16 protein-coding genes are annotated in these 18,805 nt (G+C 68.9%); 10 read left to right on the forward strand and 6 right to left on the reverse strand.

The features are described 5' to 3' along the window. Positions 1-268 precede the first annotated feature (268 nt). Together ISP17_RS13910 and ISP17_RS13915 are read left to right on the forward strand one after the other, a co-directional pair. The gene (locus tag ISP17_RS13910) at positions 269-1,363 is read left to right on the forward strand and encodes an XdhC family protein (RefSeq protein WP_404634123.1); all 1,095 of its coding nucleotides are present in this window, start codon (positions 269-271) and stop codon (positions 1,361-1,363) included. Continuing rightward, positions 1,360-1,962, forward strand: a complete 603-nt coding sequence (locus ISP17_RS13915; protein WP_404634125.1) for a nucleotidyltransferase family protein — start codon at positions 1,360-1,362, stop codon at positions 1,960-1,962. The genes ISP17_RS13910 and ISP17_RS13915 overlap by 4 nt, the downstream gene beginning before the upstream one ends. Before the next feature lie 226 nt (positions 1,963-2,188). Here ISP17_RS13915 and ISP17_RS13920 read toward each other — a convergent pair whose 3' ends face one another. Then, entirely contained in the window at positions 2,189-4,120 is a 1,932-nt protein-coding gene (locus tag ISP17_RS13920) for a putative bifunctional diguanylate cyclase/phosphodiesterase (RefSeq protein ID WP_404634127.1), read from the reverse strand. Between the two features lie 94 nt (positions 4,121-4,214). Further along, positions 4,215-5,900 carry a methyl-accepting chemotaxis protein gene (locus ISP17_RS13925; protein WP_404634129.1) on the reverse strand — a complete coding sequence of 562 codons (1,686 nt, stop codon included), beginning with the start codon at positions 5,898-5,900 and terminating at the stop codon, positions 4,215-4,217. A 283-nt stretch (positions 5,901-6,183) separates the two neighbouring features. On the opposite strand from ISP17_RS13925, the gene ISP17_RS13930 reads away from it, so the two are divergent. From ISP17_RS13930 to ISP17_RS13950, 5 genes are all read left to right on the forward strand, one after another. Continuing rightward, positions 6,184-6,534, forward strand: a complete 351-nt coding sequence (locus tag ISP17_RS13930; protein WP_404634131.1) for a helix-turn-helix domain-containing protein — start codon at positions 6,184-6,186, stop codon at positions 6,532-6,534. 316 nt (positions 6,535-6,850) lie between these two features. Continuing rightward, a complete protein-coding gene (locus ISP17_RS13935; RefSeq protein ID WP_404634133.1) occupies positions 6,851-8,092 on the forward strand; it encodes an MFS transporter in 1,242 nt (413 codons plus the stop codon). Positions 8,093-8,167: 75 nt separating this feature from the next. Next, positions 8,168-8,929, forward strand: a complete 762-nt coding sequence (gene modA / locus ISP17_RS13940; protein WP_404634135.1) for a molybdate ABC transporter substrate-binding protein — start codon at positions 8,168-8,170, stop codon at positions 8,927-8,929. Between the two features lie 2 nt (positions 8,930-8,931). Then, positions 8,932-9,609 (forward strand): molybdate ABC transporter permease subunit, encoded by a 678-nt coding sequence (gene modB / locus ISP17_RS13945; RefSeq protein ID WP_404634137.1) that lies wholly within the window; start codon positions 8,932-8,934, stop codon positions 9,607-9,609. A 2-nt stretch (positions 9,610-9,611) separates the two neighbouring features. After that, complete coding sequence (locus tag ISP17_RS13950) at positions 9,612-10,298, forward strand: ABC transporter ATP-binding protein (RefSeq protein ID WP_404634139.1); 687 nt, start codon at positions 9,612-9,614, stop codon at positions 10,296-10,298. Between the two features lie 5 nt (positions 10,299-10,303). Here the strand turns inward: ISP17_RS13950 and ISP17_RS13955 are convergent, their stop codons facing one another. Next, positions 10,304-11,098 (reverse strand): TOBE domain-containing protein, encoded by a 795-nt coding sequence (locus ISP17_RS13955; RefSeq protein WP_404634141.1) that lies wholly within the window; start codon positions 11,096-11,098, stop codon positions 10,304-10,306. Positions 11,099-11,270: 172 nt separating this feature from the next. On the opposite strand from ISP17_RS13955, the gene ISP17_RS13960 reads away from it, so the two are divergent. From ISP17_RS13960 to ISP17_RS13970, 3 genes are all read left to right on the forward strand, one after another. Next, the gene (locus ISP17_RS13960; protein WP_404634328.1) at positions 11,271-12,431 is read left to right on the forward strand and encodes an OprO/OprP family phosphate-selective porin; all 1,161 of its coding nucleotides are present in this window, start codon (positions 11,271-11,273) and stop codon (positions 12,429-12,431) included. Between the two features lie 276 nt (positions 12,432-12,707). Beyond that, a complete protein-coding gene (locus ISP17_RS13965; RefSeq protein WP_404634143.1) occupies positions 12,708-14,357 on the forward strand; it encodes a methyl-accepting chemotaxis protein in 1,650 nt (549 codons plus the stop codon). A 16-nt stretch (positions 14,358-14,373) separates the two neighbouring features. Then, a complete protein-coding gene (locus ISP17_RS13970; protein WP_404634145.1) occupies positions 14,374-16,185 on the forward strand; it encodes an EAL domain-containing protein in 1,812 nt (603 codons plus the stop codon). Positions 16,186-16,198: 13 nt separating this feature from the next. On the opposite strand, the gene ISP17_RS13975 is transcribed toward ISP17_RS13970, so the two are convergent. The 3 genes from ISP17_RS13975 to ISP17_RS13985 all read right to left on the reverse strand — a co-directional run bounded on the left by ISP17_RS13975 (position 16,199) and on the right by ISP17_RS13985 (position 18,688). Continuing rightward, positions 16,199-16,717 carry a DUF1697 domain-containing protein gene (locus ISP17_RS13975; protein ID WP_404634148.1) on the reverse strand — a complete coding sequence of 173 codons (519 nt, stop codon included), beginning with the start codon at positions 16,715-16,717 and terminating at the stop codon, positions 16,199-16,201. Then, a complete protein-coding gene (locus tag ISP17_RS13980) occupies positions 16,714-17,736 on the reverse strand; it encodes an Lnb N-terminal periplasmic domain-containing protein (protein WP_404634150.1) in 1,023 nt (340 codons plus the stop codon). Before ISP17_RS13980 ends, ISP17_RS13975 begins: the two co-directional genes overlap by 4 nt. A gap of 121 nt (positions 17,737-17,857) precedes the next feature. After that, positions 17,858-18,688: a CHAD domain-containing protein gene (locus ISP17_RS13985; protein WP_404634152.1), complete on the reverse strand. Its 831-nt coding sequence runs from the start codon at positions 18,686-18,688 to the stop codon at positions 17,858-17,860. Between the last annotated feature and the right edge of the window lie 117 nt (positions 18,689-18,805).

Raw genomic sequence — 18,805 nt, forward strand, 5'->3', positions numbered from 1 at the left:
CTCCAGCTCGTCAAGGGCCTCGTCAGCCTCGCTCTTTTCGTCATCCCCGCGAGACGCATTTCAACAGCCGCAGGCTGGTCAAGCGGGAAACGTTCTTCAACGGCGGATGCCGGTCATCCACCTTGCCGTTGACCATGCATCCGCCACTCCGATGGCATCCCGGCAATCGCTACCAAAGCCACTCGCACACCAACCCGATACCATCCCCACCTGCCCCACCGCAGCCAAGGCATCGCGTGACTCCCGCCGACTCCTGCCCCGCCCTCCGATGAATTCCCCCCACGAACTGGCCCAGCTGCTCGACGCCCTGCACCGGCTGCGGCAAAGCGCCGAGCCGCGCGCCGCGCTGGCCACGCTTACCCGCACGCGCGGCTCCACCTTCCGCCGGCCCGGCACGCACATGCTGGTGCTGCACGACGGCAGCGTGGTGTGTGAACTCTCCGGCGGCTGCCCGCAGCGCGACATCGTGGCGCGCGCGCTGGAGGTGATCGCCAGCGGAGAGCCCAAGCGGGCCCACTACAACAGCGAGTCCGGACTGGACGTGCTGATGGAGATGGGCTGCGGCGGCGAGCTGGAGATCCTGATCGAACCGCTGTCGCCGCCGCGTGCCATGGATTTCGTCGACAGCCTCGCCCAGTGCCTGAGCGCACGCATCGACGCGCGACTCGCCACGTTGTTCGCCATCGATGGCCAGGTGATCGCACCGCGGCGCATGGTGTGGTGCGGGCAGGAGGTCTTGTTCGATGCCACCGACGACGCAGCGATCCATCGCAGCCTTGCCGAGGCCTGCGCGTCACGGCACCAGCGCGGCGCCGCCACGCTGCGCCTGCCCTCCTCGCTGGGCATGCTGGACGTGCTGCTCGAGTCGCTGGAGCCGCCGCATGCGCTGGTGGTGATCGGCTCCAGCGCTGCCGCCCGCGCCCTGCTGCCGCTGTCCACCGCGCTGGGCTGGCAGACCACCCTGGTCGACCACGATCCGGCGCGGCTGCATGCGCCGGACCTGCCGCCCGGGCTGCGCACGCTGTGCACCACGCCCGATCAAATGCACGACGCGCTGCCGCTGGACGGCCACACCTCGGTGGTGGTGATGACGCACAACCTGGAGCGCGACATCGCCTGGCTCGCCGCGCTGCGCGCTGCGCCGGTGGCCTACGTCGGTTCGCTCGGCTCGCGCGAGCGGGTGTCGCGCATGCGCCATGCATCCGAACTGGCCGGCTTGCGTCTGCACGCGCCAGCCGGGCTGGACATCGGCTCGGAGACGCCGGAGGAAATCGCCCTGGCGGTAGCTGCCGAAATCATGGCCGTGATCAACCGCCGCAGCGGCGGCCCGCTGCGCGACAACGACGGTGCCATCCACGGATGAACACGCAGCCCCCCGTGCTCGTGCTGCTGGCCGCCGGCGAAGCGAGCCGCTTCGGCAGCCTCAAGCAGCTGGCGCTGATCGACGGTGAACCGATGGTGCGCCGCGCCGCGCAACAGGCGCTGGCCTGCGGCGTGCCGGTGATCGTGGTGCTGGGCGCCGGCGCCGAGCGCGTAGCGCCCGTGCTGGCCGACCTGCCGCTGCAGATGGTGGTGCACGATGGCTGGCGCGACGGCCTGGGCAGCTCGCTGGCCGCCGGCGTGCGTGCGGTGCAATCCACTCATGCGCAAGCCAGCGGCGTACTGGTAATGCTGGCCGATCAGCCGCGACTGGGCACGGCGCTGCTGGCGCGCTTGCTCGCACTTCACGCGCGGTCGCCGACGCAGATCATTGCCACCGCACAGGCCGGCCGTGCCGGTCCGCCGGTCCTGTTCCCGCACGCCGATTTCACTGCACTCGCTGCGGCCGGAGGTCCGCATGGCGCAAGAGACTGGCTGCACCGTGAAGCCGCCCGCGTGCTGCTGGTCGAGCCAGCCAGCTACGGTGCCGACCTCAGCGACATCGACACACCGGACGACCTACGCCGCACCGGCGAGCGGTGAGCTGGCGGACGTCCAGACGTCCACCGCGATTCCTCGCTGAAGCACCTGCTCGGCTTGCGATCGGCGATTTCTGCGCCACCCCACACACCATCCGAACACGACACTCGTCCGCGAACCGTCGCCGCGGCCAGCCGACAATGTCCGGGCATCGCGGGACCGCGCGGCGCAAGTATGCGGCCGCGGCGGCCGGTTCCGACTTGTGCAGCCTTCGTGCGGACAACTCGGGTCATGCCGGAAAATCCGCTTCGCTTTCGTCTTCAAGCGCGTGACGTCGGGCGAAGTCGAGCGTCGCGGCGGAGGCCGGGCGGGCATACAGGTAGCCCTGCACCGCGTCGCAACCGTGTGCCCTGAGCCACAGCGCCTTTTCCTTGCGCTCGACCCCTTCGGCCACCGTGCTGATGCCCAGCGCCCGGGCCATCTGCAGCATGGAGTTGACTATTGCCTGGCTGTCGCAGAGGCGGTCGACGTTGCGCACGAACGAAGCGTCGATCTTGAGCCGGGTGATCGGCAGGCGCTTGAAATGCGAGAGGCTCGAGTAGCCGCGACCGAAGTCGTCGATGGCGATGGCGATGCCCATGCCGGCAAGGCGGATCAGGCTCGTGCGCAGTTCCTCGTCCAGATGCAGTGCGACGGTCTCGGTGATTTCCAATTCCACCAGCTGGGTACGGAGCCCCGTCGAAATGATCGTGGACTGCACGAAGTCGACGAAGCTCGGCTGCCGAAGCTGCACCGGCGACACGTTGATTGCCACCGGGCCGTCGTAGGTACCCTCTGCCAGCCAGCGGCAGACTTGTCCCAGCGCCTCGCGGAGCACCCATTGCCCGAGCTCCACGATCTGTCCACTGCGCTCGGCGACGGGAATGAACTCGCTGGCCTTGATCTCCGCCCCGCCGCTCCCCCGCCACGCACACAAGGCCTCGAGCCCGACGATTCTTCCCGTCGAAAGGCAGAACTGCGGCTGGTAGCGCAGATGCAGGCGAGTGAGCGCCAGCGCCTGGCGCAGGCCCTGCACCAGCTCCACGTAGCGCCAGGCCTCGCGGCGCATGCTGGGATCGAACTGCACCACGCGATCCCTGCCCGCCTGCTTGGCGTGGCAGAGGGCCGCGTCACCGGCGCTGAGCAGGGTGTCGACGTCCGTGCCGTGTTCCGGCCACCAGGCGATGCCGATGCTGCACGTCCGGGCGACCGCGAAGTCGTCGCCGCTGCCGGTACCGGCGACCGCGCTGCGGATGTTCCTGGCCAGCTCGATGGGCGCCATCGGTGTCACCGGCCTTGTCATCACGGCGACGAATTCGTCGCCGCCGAAGCGTCCGACCATGACGTCCTGGTCGGCGAACGCACCGATCCGCGTGGCGACTTCGCGAAGGTGGAGATCGCCGCTCGGGTGCCCCTGGGTGTCGTTGATCAACTTGAAGTGATCGATGTTGATGAACAGCACGGCCATCTGGTGCTGGTCGGGCGCCTCGCGAATCGAACGCGCGACGCGCTCCCTCAATGCACCGCGCGTCAGCAGGCCGGTCAACGGATCGATGCCGGCCTGCAGCCGCTGCAGCTCCTGCTCGCGAAGCTGGGCCGTGACGTCCAGGCACATGACCAGGTCGACCTCGCCGTCGGCGCGGCCCAGGTGGGTCGCCAGCAGCCGTACATCGAACTCGCTGCCGTCGGCACGCCGGTGCTTGACCAGTTGATCGCTGCAGCGGGGGTTCGATCGTTCCACCGCGAGGGGGCTGCGCGCCTGCGCATCCAGGTCCGCCAGACAGCGCGCGAGCCGCGACGTCGGCGCGACCCCGTAGACATCGCGTGCTGCCCGGTTCGCCTCCAGGATCACCCCATGGCACGGCTCCACCACGAAGCAGGGAATGGGCAGATTGTCGATCAACTCGGCGTAGCCCTGCTCCAGCCGCTCGATCTCGCTCCTGCTTTCGATGAAGCGGTTGATCGCGCGGTGTTGCAGGCCGTGGATGAACAGCGCCGAGATCGCCACGAAGACCAGCCCCTTGGTGGCAAAGTAGAGCTCGCGTCCCGAACCGGCCGGGAGCCACGCGGCCACCGTGTCGGAAACCGCCAGCCAGGCGATGCCCAGCAGGGCGTAGCGCCATGCGAGCCGCCCCGATTGCCGCCGCAGGTCGCCCCAGGGGGCAGGTGTCGCTTGCTGCATGATTCAACGCTCCGCAGGTGGATGTCCGTTACATGCCGCGGGAGGCCCGGTGCCGCGTGCCGAGCGCGCGTCGCGCGCCCGATGGGCCGCTCGACTAGAACTCCTTCCAGACGGATTTGTCCTCGACGCGGTGCGGCCGCGCCGAAGCAAGCTTGCGGTCACCCGCATGCGCATGCGCCCGATGCGCGCGGCTGGTTCGTTTATCGTGAGTGGGCGTGACGGAGGCTTCCTGGATTTCTTCGGTGTGGAAGTAGGCCACCTGCCTGCGCAGGTTCATCGCCTGCTCCTCCATGGCGCGGCTTGCCGAAGCGGCCTCCTCCACCAGTGCGGCGTTCTGCTGCGTGACCTCGTCCATCTGGGTCACCGCCATGTTCACCTGTTCGATGCCGGCCGACTGCTCGGTGCTCGCCGCGGCGATCTCGGCCACGATGTCGGTCACCTTCTTGATGCTTTCGACGATGGCCGCGAGCGAGCGCCCGGATTCGTCGACCAGCCCGGAGCCCATCTTCACCCGCTCGACGCTGTCGCCGATCAGAGTCTTGATCTCCTTGGCCGCCAGGGCGCTGCGCTGGGCAAGGTTGCGCACCTCGGATGCGACCACGGCAAAGCCGCGCCCCTGGTCGCCGGCGCGGGCCGCCTCCACGGCGGCGTTCAGGGCGAGCAGGTTGGTCTGGAAGGCGATCTCGTCGATCAAGCCCACGATGTCCGCGATCTTCTGGCTGGAGGCCGAAATCGCCCCCATCGCCTCGACCGTCTTGCTGACCACGGCACCGCCATGCTCGGCTTGTTCGCGTGCGCCTCGTGCCAGCTGATTGGCGTGCGAGGCGTTCTCGGCGTTCTGCTTCACCGTGGCGGTCATCTCCTCCATCGAGGCCGCCGTTTCCTCCAGGCTGGAAGCCTGCTCCTGGGTGCGCTGGCTCAAGTCGTCGTTGCCCTGCGCAATTTGCCGGGCAGCGGTGCTGACCGATTCGGAGCCTGCCCGGACATCCGCCACGACCTCGGCGAGTTTCGCGTCCATGTGTGCCAACGATTGCAGCAGACGGCCGACCTCGTCTCCCGAGATCCGCTCGATGCGGTTGTTGAGCTTGCCTCCCGCGATGTTGTCGGCCACGCGCATGGCCTCGGCGAGCGAGCGGGAGATCGACCGTACCAACTGGAAGCCGATGGCTCCGCTCAAAGCCAGGCCGAATGCGATGGCTGCGATCGTGGTCTTGGCCGACCGCGATGCCCTTTGCTCATCCGCTCCATACGCGGCCTTGGCGATCTTGTCCTGCAGGGTAAACAGGTCCCCGATGTCGCCGCGCAGGGATGTGTAGCTCTTCTCGCCAGCCCCATCCATGGTCTGCGCAGCCAGATCGTACTGCTTCGCGTCCAGTGCCTTGGCGGCACTGTTCATCGCGTTCCGGAAATCGCCGTAATCGGCATCCAGCCGATGGCCGATCGCATTTTCTTCCGGAGAAAGTTCTGCCGCATGGAATTTTGCAAGCAATTGCGCCAGATCACCGTCATCACTCCGCAGGGACTTCTCGAAAGTAGCGGCATGATCCGGGTCGCGTGCACCCAGGGCGCGATGAAGGGAAGTCCTTTCGCCGCCGAGCAAATCCAGTCCACGCGCCAACGACATGGCGGGTATTAACTTGTTCGCGTGCATGTCGCGCAGGGCAGCATTGCTGCTACTCAAATCTGCAATACCCATGACTCCTACCGTTGCGAGCAACGCGGCGAGGGTGCCCAACGTGACTATCAACCTGACCTTGATCGACCACTGCGGAAAATGCATACCCGTTCTCCAGATAAGTGAGAACCGAATGACTTCACTGTCATCTGCCGAAGCCAGCCCGTTCGGAATGTTCTGTTTCGAATGTCTTTTGTCTGGACCGAGCCATGGGCCCGGCTCCACGTCGTTCCCGACGACCGGCAATGCCAGTCTGCCGCCCAGCCGATGGCCGGCTTGGCAGCGAGGTCATTAACGACCGCACGCTATAGATCTTAAACGCAAAATATTCTGTTTTGGACTATTGGCAAGCGGACCCTACGGTGCCTCACCAGGCTGAAGTTGCGCAATGATGCGTTCTATCCACAATCACGAATACCGCCTGCTGCTTGGCTTCATGCAACAGGTCCGCGAAGCATTGGGTGTTACCCAATCCATGCTCGCGCAGCGGCTGCGAACCACCCAGTCCTATGTTTCCAAATGCGAGCGCGGCGAACGGCGAATCGATGTCATCGAATACGTCCGTTATTGCGACGCGCTTGGCGTGGACGCGGGCGTGCTCATGGACGTTTTTCTCGACTGTCGCCTCGACGGTGCGGGAGACCGGGCGTCGATACTGGACACGCTATTGCGGAAAAGTCGGCGCAGGCTGCGCGCGAGGGCATTATCCGACGTCTCCGCACAGGCAACTGAAAGCTGACCGCTGCCGCGGCTGTCACGGGTCGATTCGCAAGCCGTTCGTGCATGGATGATTCCCGGCGAGCCGCAACTACATCGAGCGCATGAACGCTCGGCCTGCTGTTTCCCCTTGCGCGGCGGAACGCCGGATCGCATCGTCCGGTTGCCGTCGGCGAAGCAGGCCGTGTCGGACACAGGTCACCGGCATGCCCGGTGACCCGCTGCTACCGGAGGTATCGCGGGTTGCGCTGCCCGGACGTTGCCGATCGGACGTGACGGACGACATCGCGCGTTAAGCTCCGGCAGGCGCGCCATGTCATCCGCGCGCGGGACAACCGATGCCAACCACCGCTCCCCTGCTCCCGCATCCTTCCGGCTCCCGCTGGTTGAACCGCACGGTGGCCGGCGCCGGCATCACCAGCGCGCTGGGCGATTTCTGCTACGAGACCACCACGGTGATCCTGCCGGGCTTTCTCGCCGTGCTCGGCGTGCCGGCGGCGGCGCTCGGGTTGATCGAGGGCGCGGCCGATGCGGTGGCCAGTTTCACCAAGATGATTGCCGGCCACGTGGCGGACAAGCTGGGCCATCGCAAGGCGCTGGTGCTGGTGGGCTACGCGCTGACGCCGGTGGGGCAGGCGCTGATCGCGCTTGCTGCCGGCTGGCCGCTGTTGCTGGCCGGACGGCTGCTGTCGTGGTTCGGCAAGGGCCTGCGTGGCCCCTTGCGCGACGCCATCGTGGTGCAGGCGGTGAGTGAGGAAACGCGCGGGCGCGCGTTCGGCTTCCATCGCGCCGCCGACACGCTGGGCGCGGTGGCCGGGCCGCTGCTGGGCGTGGTGCTGCTCGGCTGGGCGCAAGGCTTGCCCGCGCACGATGCGGCGTGGCCGTTCCGGCTGGTGCTGTGGCTGTCGCTGGTCCCCGGTGCGCTGGCAGTGCTGGCCTTCCTGCTGCTGGTGCGCGATCCGCAGCACTCGATCAATCCAGCTCTGCAGTTGATGCATTCGCTGCGCACGCTGCCACTGCGATTCAAGCGCTACCTGGGTGCGGTCGGTTTGTTCGGCATCGGTGATTTCTCGCACAGCCTGTTGATCCTGGCCGCCACCACGCTGCTCACGCCGTTGATGGGCGTGGTGCGCGCGGCGCAGGTGGCCGGGCTGCTCTACGTGGGGCGCAACGTGGTGCAGGTGCTCGGCTCGTATCCGATCGGCGCGCTGGCCGACCGCGTGGGACATCGTCCGCTGCTGCTGGCCGGCTATGCGCTGGGCGTGCTCACCGCCACGCTGACCGCGCTGGTGTTCTGGCGTGGCAGCGCGGGCGTGCCGGCGCTGGCCGGCATCTTCTTCGTGGCCGGACTTTACGTGGCGACGCAGGAAGCGCTGGAGTCCACGGTGACCGCGGCGATGGTGCCGACCGAGCGGCTGGCCACCAGCTACGGCGCGCTCGGCACGGTGAACGGCGTGGCGAAGTTCGTCTCCAGCGCCGCGGTGGGGCTGGCCTGGAGCCTGCACTCGCCGGCGGCCGGCTTCGCCCTCGCCGCGGTGCTGATGCTGGCCGGCACCATCGCCCTAGCCCGCAGCCGCTGAGCGCGTCGGCGCTTGTCCCGTGCGGGATTTCGTCGTTATATAGCGACCTACATAACGGGACGAGAGGGGCCACGCATGACCACGCCATGGCTGCGCCGCAGCGCCGGCGCCGCGGTTTTCGCGTTCGCCTGCCTGGTCGGCAGCGCACGCGCCGACGACCTGGTGGTGTCGGCCGCCTCCAGTCTCACCAACGCCTTCCAGACCGTGGCCAAGGCGTACGAGGCGCAGCACCCGGGCACCCACGTAGTGCTGAACTTCGCCTCGTCCGACACCCTGCTGCGGCAGATCGCCAACGGCGCACCGGCCGACGTGTTCGCCTCGGCCGACCAGGTGGCGATGGACAAGGCGCAGGCACAAGGTGCCATCGCGCCCGCCAGCCGCGTGGATTTCGCCGCCAACCAGCTGGTGCTGATCGTGCCGACGGGCGGCGCGAAGGTGACCACGCTGGACGACCTCACCAACGCCTCGTTCAAGCGCATCGCCTGGGGCGATCCGGCCTCGGTGCCGGTGGGCCGCTACACGCAGGGCGTGCTGGACAAGGCGGGCCTAACCAAGCGCCTCGCAAGCAAGTCCGTGCTCGCCACCAACGTGCGCCAGTGCCTGGACTACGTGGTGCGCGGCGAAGTCGATGCCGGCTTCGTCTACGCCACCGATGCGGCCATCGCCCGCGGCAAGGTGACCGTGGCGCTGCGCATTCCATCGACCACGCCGATCACCTACCCCATCGCCGTCGTCGCGCGAAGCAGGCACGCGGACGAAGCGCGCGCCTTCATCGCCTTCGTGCGCTCGGCCAGGGGCCAGGCGCTGCTGGCCGATGCCGGCTTCCTGGCGCCCTGAGCGTGACGCCCGACATCTGGCAACCGCTGCTGCTCTCGCTGAAGGTCGCCACCTGGGCGACCGCGCTGAACCTCGTGCTCGGTGTGGCGGTGGCCTACGGCCTGTCGCGCTGGCGCTCGCGCTGGTGCAACACGGTGGATGCGCTGCTCACCCTGCCGCTGGTGCTGCCGCCCACGGTGCTCGGCTACTACCTGCTGGTGCTGCTGGGTCGGCGCGGCGTGATCGGCGGCTGGCTGGAGCAGCTGGGGATCAACCCGGTGTTCACCTGGCAGGGCGCGGTGATCGCCGCCACGCTCGCCGCCTTCCCATTGGTGCACAAGGCGGCGCGCGCTGCGTTCGAGAACGTCGAACCGCAACTGGAAGACGCCGCGCGCGTGCTCGGCCTGGCGCCGCTCGCGGTCTTTTTCCGCGTCTCGCTGCCGCTGGCCGCACGCGGCATCATCGCCGGCGCGCTGCTCGCCTTCGCCCGTGCGCTGGGCGAGTTCGGCGCCACCCTGATGATTGCCGGCAACCTGCCCGGCCGCACGCAGACGCTGTCGGTGGCGATCTACTCGGCGATCGAGGCGGGCAATGACGCCGGCGCCAACACGCTGGTGATCGTGGCCTCGGTGACCTGCGTGGCGGTGCTGGTGCTCGCCGGCCGCCTCACCCGCGGCCGCGCGCCGCGAAGGAGCGCGTAGCGATGCGGCTGGACGTCGACATTCGCCGCGTGATGGCCGATCCGCAGCGCCCGTTCTCGCTGGAGCTGGCGTTCCGCTCGGACAGCCCGCGCGTGGTGCTGTTCGGCCCTTCCGGCTCGGGCAAGAGCCTCACCCTGCGCGCCATCGCCGGGCTGATGCGACCGGATGCCGGTCACATCGGCGTACGCGGCCGCACCCTGTTCGACGATTTCCGCGGCGTGGACGTACCCGCCCGCGAGCGACGCATTGGCTACGTGTTCCAGGACTACGCGCTGTTCCCGCACCTCACCGTGGCGCAGAACGTGGCGTTCGGGCTGACCTCCGGCCTGCGCCAGCCATCGCGACGAAAGGTGCCGGAAGCGGCGCAGCGCTGGCTCGATGCGTTCGAGCTGGACGGCCTGGCCAACCGCTATCCCTCGCAGATTTCCGGCGGCCAGCAGCAGCGCGTGGCGCTGGCCCGCGCGCTGGCGCCGCAGCCGGAACTGCTGCTGCTGGACGAACCCTTCGCCGCACTCGACCCGCCGCTGCGCGGCCGCCTGCGCGACGAGCTGGTGGCGCTGCAGGCGCGGCTGGACGTGCAGATGCTGGTGATCACCCACGATCCGGCGGATGTGGAGGTGCTGGGCCAGCACGTGCTGGAGATCCGCGACGGCCGCCTGCACCGCGACTCGGCGCGCGACACCGCCTGATGGACTCAGTCGGTGGTGCCGAGGATCACGCTGGACGCCTTGACGATGGCGACCACGCGCTGGCCTTCGGCCAGGGCAAGCGCGTCGACGCTGGCGTTCGTCACCACCGCCACCATCACGCCGCCGCCGTCGAGATCGAGCGCGACCTCGGCGTTCACCGCGCCGCGCTCGATGCCATTCACCACGCACGACAACTGATTGCGCGCGGAGAGCTTCAGGCCCGGCCCGGGCACGCCCAGCAGCACCGAGGATGCCTTGACCAGCGCGATCGCCTCGCGCCCCACCGCCAGGCCCAGCGCGCGCGTGCTCTCGCCGGTGATGGTGGCCACCAGGCGCTGGCCGCCGGCCAGGGTGAGCTCCACCGTATCGTTGACCGCGCCGGCGTGGATTGCCGCTACCGTGCCGGCGAACTGGTTGCGTGCGCTGGTGCGGAACATGAATCGCCTCATCAATTGCAGGTCGCGCAGGGAATCCGCGCCGAGCACGCCGAGCTGCTGCATGAAGCGCTCGTGCTGCACCGCCACCTCCCGAAACACCTCCACCAGTTGCCGGCCACGCGCGGTCAGCTGCGTTCCGCCACCGCGCCGCCCGCCCGTGGCCCGGGTCACCAGCGGCTCGTCGGAGAGGTTGTTGATCGCGTCGATCGCGTCCCACGCGCCCTTGTAGCTCATGCCCACCGCGCGGGCAGCCGCGCTGATGCTGCCGGTTTCGGCAATCGCTGCGAGCAGCTCGATCCGGTCGAGTCCGCCCACATGGCGATCGCCCGCGTGCAGCGACAGCATGCCCTTGAGTTCGAACATCGATACACCGCTTCCGCGCGCCGGCCGGCGCCAAGGTCGAGTGTAGCGAGTCGTGCGCCAACGCCGCAGCACCAGGCGGCCCGCGCCGCCATCCGATCGGCCGCCTGGCCCACTGCCACCTCCGGATCCGCACCGATGAGAATGAAAGCCGCTCCAGCTCGCCCCCGTTGCGCTGGCGTTGATCGCCTCGACCGCGGCTCACGCGGCGTGCCATCAGCCATACGGTCCTGCTGGCGACTGGCCCACCCATCATGTGTTCGACGACGGCACGGATCTCGGCCTGGCCTTCAAGTACCAGTACGACGTCGATCGCTTCCTGGACGACGGCGGCCGCTTCCGGGACGCGCACACCAATCGCCGCAAGGAGCTCGGCGTCTTGCTCAAAAAGAAGGGCGTCTACAGCGCCACCGCCGTGTTCGACTTTCAGGCCAGGAGCTGGCTCGACGTCTACGCCCGCGTGCAGACCAGGGCATTGTTCGGCACCGATGCCGGCGCGATTCGCGTCGGCTATGCCAAGACTCCGGTGGGGTTCGAGGGCAACACCGGTACCGGCTCGACCACCTTCCTCGAAACCGCGCTGCCGACCCAGGCGATCTACGCCAGCCGTCGCATCGGCGCAGACTGGGCGATGCTGCGCCCGCACTGGCTGGTGGATGCGGGCTACTACTGGGGCGGCGACCTGCAGGGCGATTCGGACGGCCATATGGCCGCCGCGCGCGCTGCATGGACGCCACGCAGAAGCGCCGGCGACGTGGTTCATCTCGGGCTTTCGGCCTCGCGCGAAACGCCTCAGGGCAGCACCGACGGGCGCGGCCTCCACAGCGATCCGGCCGCACGCCTGCGCGCCAGGCCGGAGGTGGGGCTGACCACGCTGAGGCTGGTCGACTCGGGCAAGCTCGCCCCCGTCGACAGCATCGACCGCCGAGGCGCCGAGGCGCTGTGGATCGGTGGTCCGTGGTCGGTGCAGGCCGAGTACCTAGACGCCCGGGTCACGCTGAGGAATGGGCGCCCGCGCTACCACGCCGATGGCTACTACGCATTCGCCAGCTGGGTGTTGACCGGGGAATCGCGCAGCTACGCCAACGGCAACGTCGGCGACGTCAAGCCGACGGGCGCGGCCGGCGCGGTCGAACTGGCCGTGCGCTACAGCGAGCTGAACCTCGACGATGCATCGCTGCCCGGCGGCAGGGAGCACGACTGGACGGTCGGCGCCAACTGGTACATCAACCGTCATCTCAAGCTGCAGGCGAACTACGTGCGGGCCCGCAGCGACCGGCGCGGCCTGGTCGTCGATCCGGACGTGGTGGAGGCGCGCGTCCAGATCAGCCTCTGATCGCAACCGATCCGGGCGGGCCGTCGTCGTGGACGACCACCCTTCCAGCGCCGCCGGGCGTTGGCCGCGAAAGGCGACCGGCACGGTCATGCAGTTGTCTTCTGCGTCCTGCACGATCGGCGGATATCCGGCTGGCCCGCAGGCCGATGCGGCCGCCTCGGCGAGCTTGAAAGATATATTTCAAATAATTGAAATATAAGAGAAATATTTGAATTTTCACTCAAGTTCACGGCGCAATAGCCGTTAGGCATGAAACCGTCCGCCTCGCGTGCTCCCATGTCCCTGCGCCTCCCCACGATCCGTCTCCGACTTCCGTTCCCGCGCGCCTCGTTCGGTGCGCGGCTCGTCGCCCGACTGGCCGGCACGATCGGCCTGCTGCTCGGCATCTGCCTGATCGCGGCCTTCCAGCTGGGACGGGACGATGTGCGCCTGCAGGGCGTGGTGTCCGACACGCTCGCTCCGGTCGCCGAAGTCGGCCGCATCCAGAACGACTACAACGACATCCTGCAGACGGTGACGCACGCCGCGCTGACCGAGCTGCCTTCCTCGCTCGACGATGCCGTGACCCAGATCGGCGCACGCCGCGTCGACATCAAGAAGCACTGGGCACCGCTGGAAGACAGCGGCCTCGGCAGCACGCAGAAGCAGCTGCTGGGGTTGATCGAACTGCATCGCGTCGCCGTGGACCAGGCCGTCGACGAGACCCTGGGCCTGCTCAAGGCCGAGCAGTACGACCTGGCGCGGCTGAAGGTTTCCAACGACCTGCAGGACGCGTTCGGCCCGCTCAAGAGCGACTTCTCAAACCTGTTCTCGCTGGCGCTTTCCGAGGGCGAGGCGCAGGCCGCCAGCCAGCATGTGGCGAACCGTCGTGGCCTCTATGGCCTGCTGGGCATGGTGCTGGTCGCGCTCGGGCTGACGCTTTGGATGGACTTGCGCCTGATGCGTTCGCTGACCGCGCGGCTCGCCGTCGCCACGCGGGTCGCCACGCGCATCGCCCGGGGTCGGCTGGGCGAGCCGGTCGATCCGGGCCACGACGACGAGATCGGCCGCTTGCTGCAGAGCCTCGACGGCATGGATCGCCAGCTGGTCGCGGTGGTCCGGCAGGTGAGCGAACGGGCCAGCGCGCTCGACCACAACGCCACCGGGATCGCCGAGGGCAACGATGCGCTGAGCCAGCGCACCGAATCGCAGGCGCTGCACCTGGAGCGCACGGCCGGCTCGATGGCGCGCATCGCCGCCTCGCTCGCCGAGAGCGAACACCTGGGCCGCAGCGCCGACCGCGCCGCCGAGGAGGCCCGCACGCATGCCGCACAGGGCCGGGCCGCGGTGAGCGAGGCCGCCGGCTCGATGGCCGAGATCGACCGCACCAGCCGCAGCATGGGCGACATGCTGGACCTGATCGACCAGGTCGCCTTCCAGACCCGGCTGCTCGCCCTCAATGCCGCCGTGGAAGCCGCGCGTGCCGGCGAGCACGGGCGCGGTTTCGGCGTGGTCGCCACCGAGGTGCGCGGGCTGGCCCAGCGCTGCAGCGAGGCGGCGCGGGACATCCGCGGCCTGGTCACCGCCAGTGACGAAGCCGTGCGCAGTGGCCTGGACCGCGTGGCCCGCACCGGCGAGGTGATCGAATCGATCGGCGCCAGCGTGAACCGCCTGGCCGAGGCGATGCACGTGATCGTGGCCTCGGCGCGCGACCAGGCCAGCGACATCACCGAGGTGAACCGTTCGGTGATCGAGATGGACGCGATGACCCAGGAAAACGCGGCGCTAGGCGAGCAGGCCGCGGCGGCCAGTCGGGCCCTGCGGGAAGGCGCCACGGCCCTGCGCGAGGAGATGGCCTTCTTCCAGCTGGGCGAGCTGCCGATGCCGGCGACGGCCGTGTCGCCGGCGGCCGCCCGTGAACCGGCACGCCGCGTCGCCCTGGCCTGAGTCGCGGATTCGCCCGATGACCCCCGCCCCCGGCACCGATGCCCGCAACCGGTCGCTGCTCGATCTGGCCACCGGCGGCACCGGCCTGCGCGCGGTGTTCCAGCCGATCGTCCGGCTCGACGACATGACCGTGGTCGCGCACGAGGGCCTGAGCCGGCCGGCCGAGGGGTCCGACGGCCTGAGCGTGCTCGACCTGCTCGACCTGGCGCGCGCCAAGGGGCGGCTGGGCGAATTCGAGCTGCTGGCCGCGCGCACCGTCTGCACGGCTTTTGCGGCCCGGCCCACGCGCGGACGCCTGCTGGTGAACCTGAGCGCGCAGGCGATCCTCCACGGCGGCCTGCAACCGGACGAACTGATTGCCGCCCTTTCCGGCGCCGGCGTGGGCCTGGACCGCATCACCATCGAGATCACCGAGCGCGACATCGTGGAAAACCCGGCCGAACTCGCCCACGCGGTCGGCTATCTGCGCGCCCGCGGCACCCGCATCGCGCTGGACGATTTCGGCAACGGCCATTCCAACTTCGAGATGTGGAACGAGCTGCACCCGGAGGTGGTGAAGATCGACCGCTACCTGGTGCACGGGCTGGCCCACAGCGTCGAGAAACTGGCGATCGTGCGCGCGCTGTGCAGCGTGGCCGAGACGCTGGGCGCCGACCTGGTCGGCGAGGGCGTGGAAGATCTCGACGACCTGCGCATGCTGCGCGAGCTGGGCATTTCCTACGCGCAGGGTTTCCTGCTGGCGCGCCCGACCAGCGAGATCGTCACCACCATCAGCGACCAGGTGCGCGAGGCCATGCACGGCCACACGGTGCCGGTGCCGCCGCGGCCGCGCGGACCGGTGACGCAACGGCCGCTGCAGGCCGGTCATCTGGTGATCCACGCGCCGGCGGTAAGCCGCCAGCAGAGCAACGAGGACGTCGCCGCGACATTCGCCCGCCACCCCGAACTGCATGCACTGGCGGTGACCGACGGCCAACGCCCGATCGGCCTGATCAACCGGCGCGACTTCACCGAACGCCTGGCACAGCCCTTCGCGCGCGAGCTGTTCGGGCGCAAGTCGTGCGAAACCTTCATGCGCCCCGACCCGCTGCTGTGCGAAGACAAGCAGTCGATCGAGAGCATGGCCGACGTGCTGCGCGGCGAGGACCAGCGCTACCTCACCGATGGCTTCATCGTCACCCGCGACGGCGGCTACCTGGGGCTGGGCACGGGCGAGTCGCTGGTGCGGCGGGTCACCGAGCAGCGCATCGAGGCGGCGCGCTACGCCAACCCGCTCACCTTCCTGCCGGGCAACATCCCGGTGACGGAGCACATGGAACGACTGATGCGCGAACAGCGCAGCTTCGTCGCGGCCTATGTCGACCTGAACGACTTCAAGCCGTTCAACGACCAGTACGGCTACTTCCGTGGCGACGAGATGATCCGTCTGCTCGCCGCGGTGATCACCGCGCGGATCGATCCGGCGCGCGATTTCGTCGGCCACATCGGCGGCGACGACTTCATGCTGCTGTTCCAGAGCGAGGACTGGGCGGCCCGCTGCCGCACCATCATCGACGAGTTCAACGAGCGCTCACGCGCGCTGTTCGATCCACTCGACGTGGCGCAGGGCGGCATCGACGGCGAGGACCGGCGCGGGGCGCGGCAGTTCTTCACGCTGACCACGGTGTCGATCGGTGCGGTGCGGGTGCAGTCCCCGTTTCCCCGTCGCCCGGAAATGATCGCCACCCTGGCCGCACGCGCCAAGCGGCACGCCAAGCGCGAGCGACTGGGTTTCCACCTGCTCGCCACGCCCCTGCCCGACCCCGCGGAGGCGGCGCCGGCCGCCTGAGCGGCGGTGCGCCCTACGCCTTGGCCGCCGCCATCGCGGCGAGCTTCGCCACGGTGTTCATGTTGCGCGCAGTGCCCTGCGCGGCCGCCTTGATCTTCAGGCGCGAGTCGGCCATGCCGTCGCCGTAGTGCACATAGATCTCGCGGCGCCCCAGCGCGATCTGCTCGCCCTGCAGTCCGCTGACATCGTGCAGCGCGGACGGCGGCGGCGCGGCGTCCAGGAAGATCGCCACCACCCGGTTGCCGGGAGCGTCCGCAAACGGGTTCTCCGCGAGCACGCGGGCCATCTCCTGGGCGGTGCGCACCATCACTCCCACCGGTTTGCCGGCGTAGTCGTGCAGCAGTTTCCCCAGCCGCTGCTTCACCGCCGCCTCCTTCAGCGCACTGGTGAACACCGCATTGCCGCTGGCGATATAGGTGCGCACGTCGGTGAAGCCCGCCGCCTCGCAGAACGCCACCAGCTCGCTCATCGGCAGCTTGCCGGTGCCGCCGACATTCACGGCGCGCAGTACTGCTGCATAACGCTGGGTCATGGTGTGGATGCTCCGGGAGTGCGGGCGCCGGCGCGGATCGCCCGCGAGAAATCCTCGCCGGGTCTCGTTGCCCGCGCCCGCTCGGTGATGCGCGCGTGGCGGGTCCATGCCTCGAGCGACCAGCGACGGTCGAGCACGCCATTATCGTAGAGATAGCCCGGCAGGTAGCCGGTGAGCAGCAGGCGGATGTCCATCGGCAGGCCCGGGTCCATCTGGCGCGCCATGCGATAGACCAGGGTCGTGCAGTTGGAGGTGATGGTGTTGTAGAACGCCGGCCGCCCGTGCAGCTGGTTGGCGGCATCGACGTAGGAGAGGAACAGCGTGCGCATCGTCGCCCGCTGCAGGTCCAGCGGATACAGGTAGTCGTCCTCGCCGCGCACGTTGGTACGCACGCGCACGATGTCGTGCTCGTCGGCGGCCACCAGCACCATCTCGAACTGCTTGAAGAAGCCGCCGATCTCGGAGAACGCCTCGCCCTTCTTCTTGCGGATCTCCACCGAGAACACCACGTGCCGCCCGTCGTCGAAGCCGAACGAGATCATCGCGTGGGCGATCGCGCGGCTGTCCCAGTACGACAGGATGGCGTCGGCGGAAACCAGATGGTCCAGGTCGTAGTCGCGGGTTTCCCAGCGCGCGTCGTAGTCGCTGTCGCTGCGCCAGTCGAAATCGCGCACGTTGTGCAGGGTGACAAGATTGCCGTGCACCTGGCCGCTCAGCATCTGGGCCACGTCGTCGGCCCAGACGCGATGGTTCGACGGGCGGATGCTCCACCACCACACCAGCAGTAGCAGCATGGCCACGCCGTAGCCGGCCAGTGGCCACAGGCTGCGACGGACGACCGCCAGCGCGACGAGGCCCAGCACCAGCAACGCCCACACCACGCTGCCCAGCACCCGGCCCACGCTGCCACCCGGCAACTGGTACCACAGCGCCAGCGCGCCCCAGGCGCCGCTGAGGAACACCACCACTGCCGCCAGTGCGCCGAGCACGTATCGGAGCATCAGGCTGAATCTGTTCATCGGCGGAGTCCGGGCACCGTAGGGCTGTGCTCGCTAGCGTGCGGGGTTTCCCGCCGGGACACAACGCGGCGCCGGTCATCGATGGAGTCGACCGCCCGCCGCCCCATCGATGGATGGCCGGTCAGTCGGTGCAGTCCAGATCGGCGATTTCCTCCCGCAGCCGGGCGTTCAGCGTGGCCCGCTCGGCCGCACTGCAGACCTGTGGCAGCAGACGCCTGAGCACTTCAAGGTCCTGCCGTCGCCCCAGCAGATCCGTCCGCGCCTTGAGCTGCCGGACCCGCTTGCCCTGCATGGCCCGCAATGACTCGTGGCCAACCTCGGCACGACGCATGGCATCCACCTGCATGCGCAGGCGACGCACCCGTCGACGCCAGCGATGCAGCCTGCTGGCGGTCATCCGCTCCTTCGCCTTGCGCTCGGCCTTGGCCACGCGCAGTTCGCTCTGCGCCAGCGCGCTGTACAGCGCCTTGCGCCTGACCCGGCGCCAGGGCAGCGCAGCCAGCGCCTTGGCCAGCCTGGCCACGCCGGCTCGGCGAGTGGAGAACGCCGGATCGCACGCCAGCGCATCGGCCAGCAGGCGCTCGCTGCGTGCGTGCAGGCGCGCCGTCACGTCCAGCCACGGTTGCTCGTCGTCAGGCGTCGCCAGCGACTGCGCCGTGGCCACGGCCACGTGGGCATCGCGCAGTGTGGACAGGCCGCGCGCCAGCCGCTGCAACGATCGATCGATGGGAATCGCCTCGTCACCCAACTCGTCGCCGGCCAGGGCGAGGATCGCGCGCAGGCTGCGAATCGCCTTGCGCGCACGATGCACGCCATCGTGCCGATCCTTCTTGCGCGACAGCCCCCGGGCAATCATCCGGCAGCGCGCGGCGGCCAACTCGGCCAGCGCCTCGCCGACCGGCCGTGGCGCGGTGTCGGTGCTGCTGGCTGCGTGGTTCGAATCCGTCGTCATCGCGGCAGTCTAGGGTGCTACTCCGACGCCGCCATATGACATCGCTCAAGTCGGGCGGCGTCGAGCCATGCAGCCCATCGCGCCCCGATGCCAGCCCCGGCCGGATCAAGGCGCTCC

The sequence above is a fragment of the Dyella ginsengisoli genome (assembly GCF_044904665.1).
GTDB classification, from domain to species: domain Bacteria; phylum Pseudomonadota; class Gammaproteobacteria; order Xanthomonadales; family Rhodanobacteraceae; genus Dyella_A; species Dyella_A ginsengisoli.

Bases quoted from the DNA above. Each gene is read 5' to 3' on its own strand.
- ISP17_RS13925 (WP_404634129.1), bottom strand. From the start codon at position 5,900: ATGCATTTTCCGCAGTGGTCGATCAAGGTCAGGTTGATAGTCACGTTG.
- ISP17_RS13915 (WP_404634125.1), top strand. From the start codon at position 1,360: ATGAACACGCAGCCCCCCGTGCTCGTGCTGCTGGCCGCCGGCGAAGCG.
- ISP17_RS13920 (WP_404634127.1), bottom strand. From the start codon at position 4,120: ATGCAGCAAGCGACACCTGCCCCCTGGGGCGACCTGCGGCGGCAATCG.
- ISP17_RS13950 (WP_404634139.1), top strand. From the start codon at position 9,612: ATGCGGCTGGACGTCGACATTCGCCGCGTGATGGCCGATCCGCAGCGC.
- ISP17_RS13975 (WP_404634148.1), bottom strand. From the start codon at position 16,717: ATGACCCAGCGTTATGCAGCAGTACTGCGCGCCGTGAATGTCGGCGGC.
- modA (WP_404634135.1), top strand. From the start codon at position 8,168: ATGACCACGCCATGGCTGCGCCGCAGCGCCGGCGCCGCGGTTTTCGCG.
- ISP17_RS13970 (WP_404634145.1), top strand. From the start codon at position 14,374: ATGACCCCCGCCCCCGGCACCGATGCCCGCAACCGGTCGCTGCTCGAT.
- ISP17_RS13935 (WP_404634133.1), top strand. From the start codon at position 6,851: ATGCCAACCACCGCTCCCCTGCTCCCGCATCCTTCCGGCTCCCGCTGG.
- ISP17_RS13930 (WP_404634131.1), top strand. From the start codon at position 6,184: ATGATGCGTTCTATCCACAATCACGAATACCGCCTGCTGCTTGGCTTC.
- ISP17_RS13985 (WP_404634152.1), bottom strand. From the start codon at position 18,688: ATGACGACGGATTCGAACCACGCAGCCAGCAGCACCGACACCGCGCCA.
- ISP17_RS13910 (WP_404634123.1), top strand. From the start codon at position 269: ATGAATTCCCCCCACGAACTGGCCCAGCTGCTCGACGCCCTGCACCGG.
- ISP17_RS13955 (WP_404634141.1), bottom strand. From the start codon at position 11,098: ATGTTCGAACTCAAGGGCATGCTGTCGCTGCACGCGGGCGATCGCCAT.
- ISP17_RS13965 (WP_404634143.1), top strand. From the start codon at position 12,708: ATGTCCCTGCGCCTCCCCACGATCCGTCTCCGACTTCCGTTCCCGCGC.
- ISP17_RS13980 (WP_404634150.1), bottom strand. From the start codon at position 17,736: ATGAACAGATTCAGCCTGATGCTCCGATACGTGCTCGGCGCACTGGCG.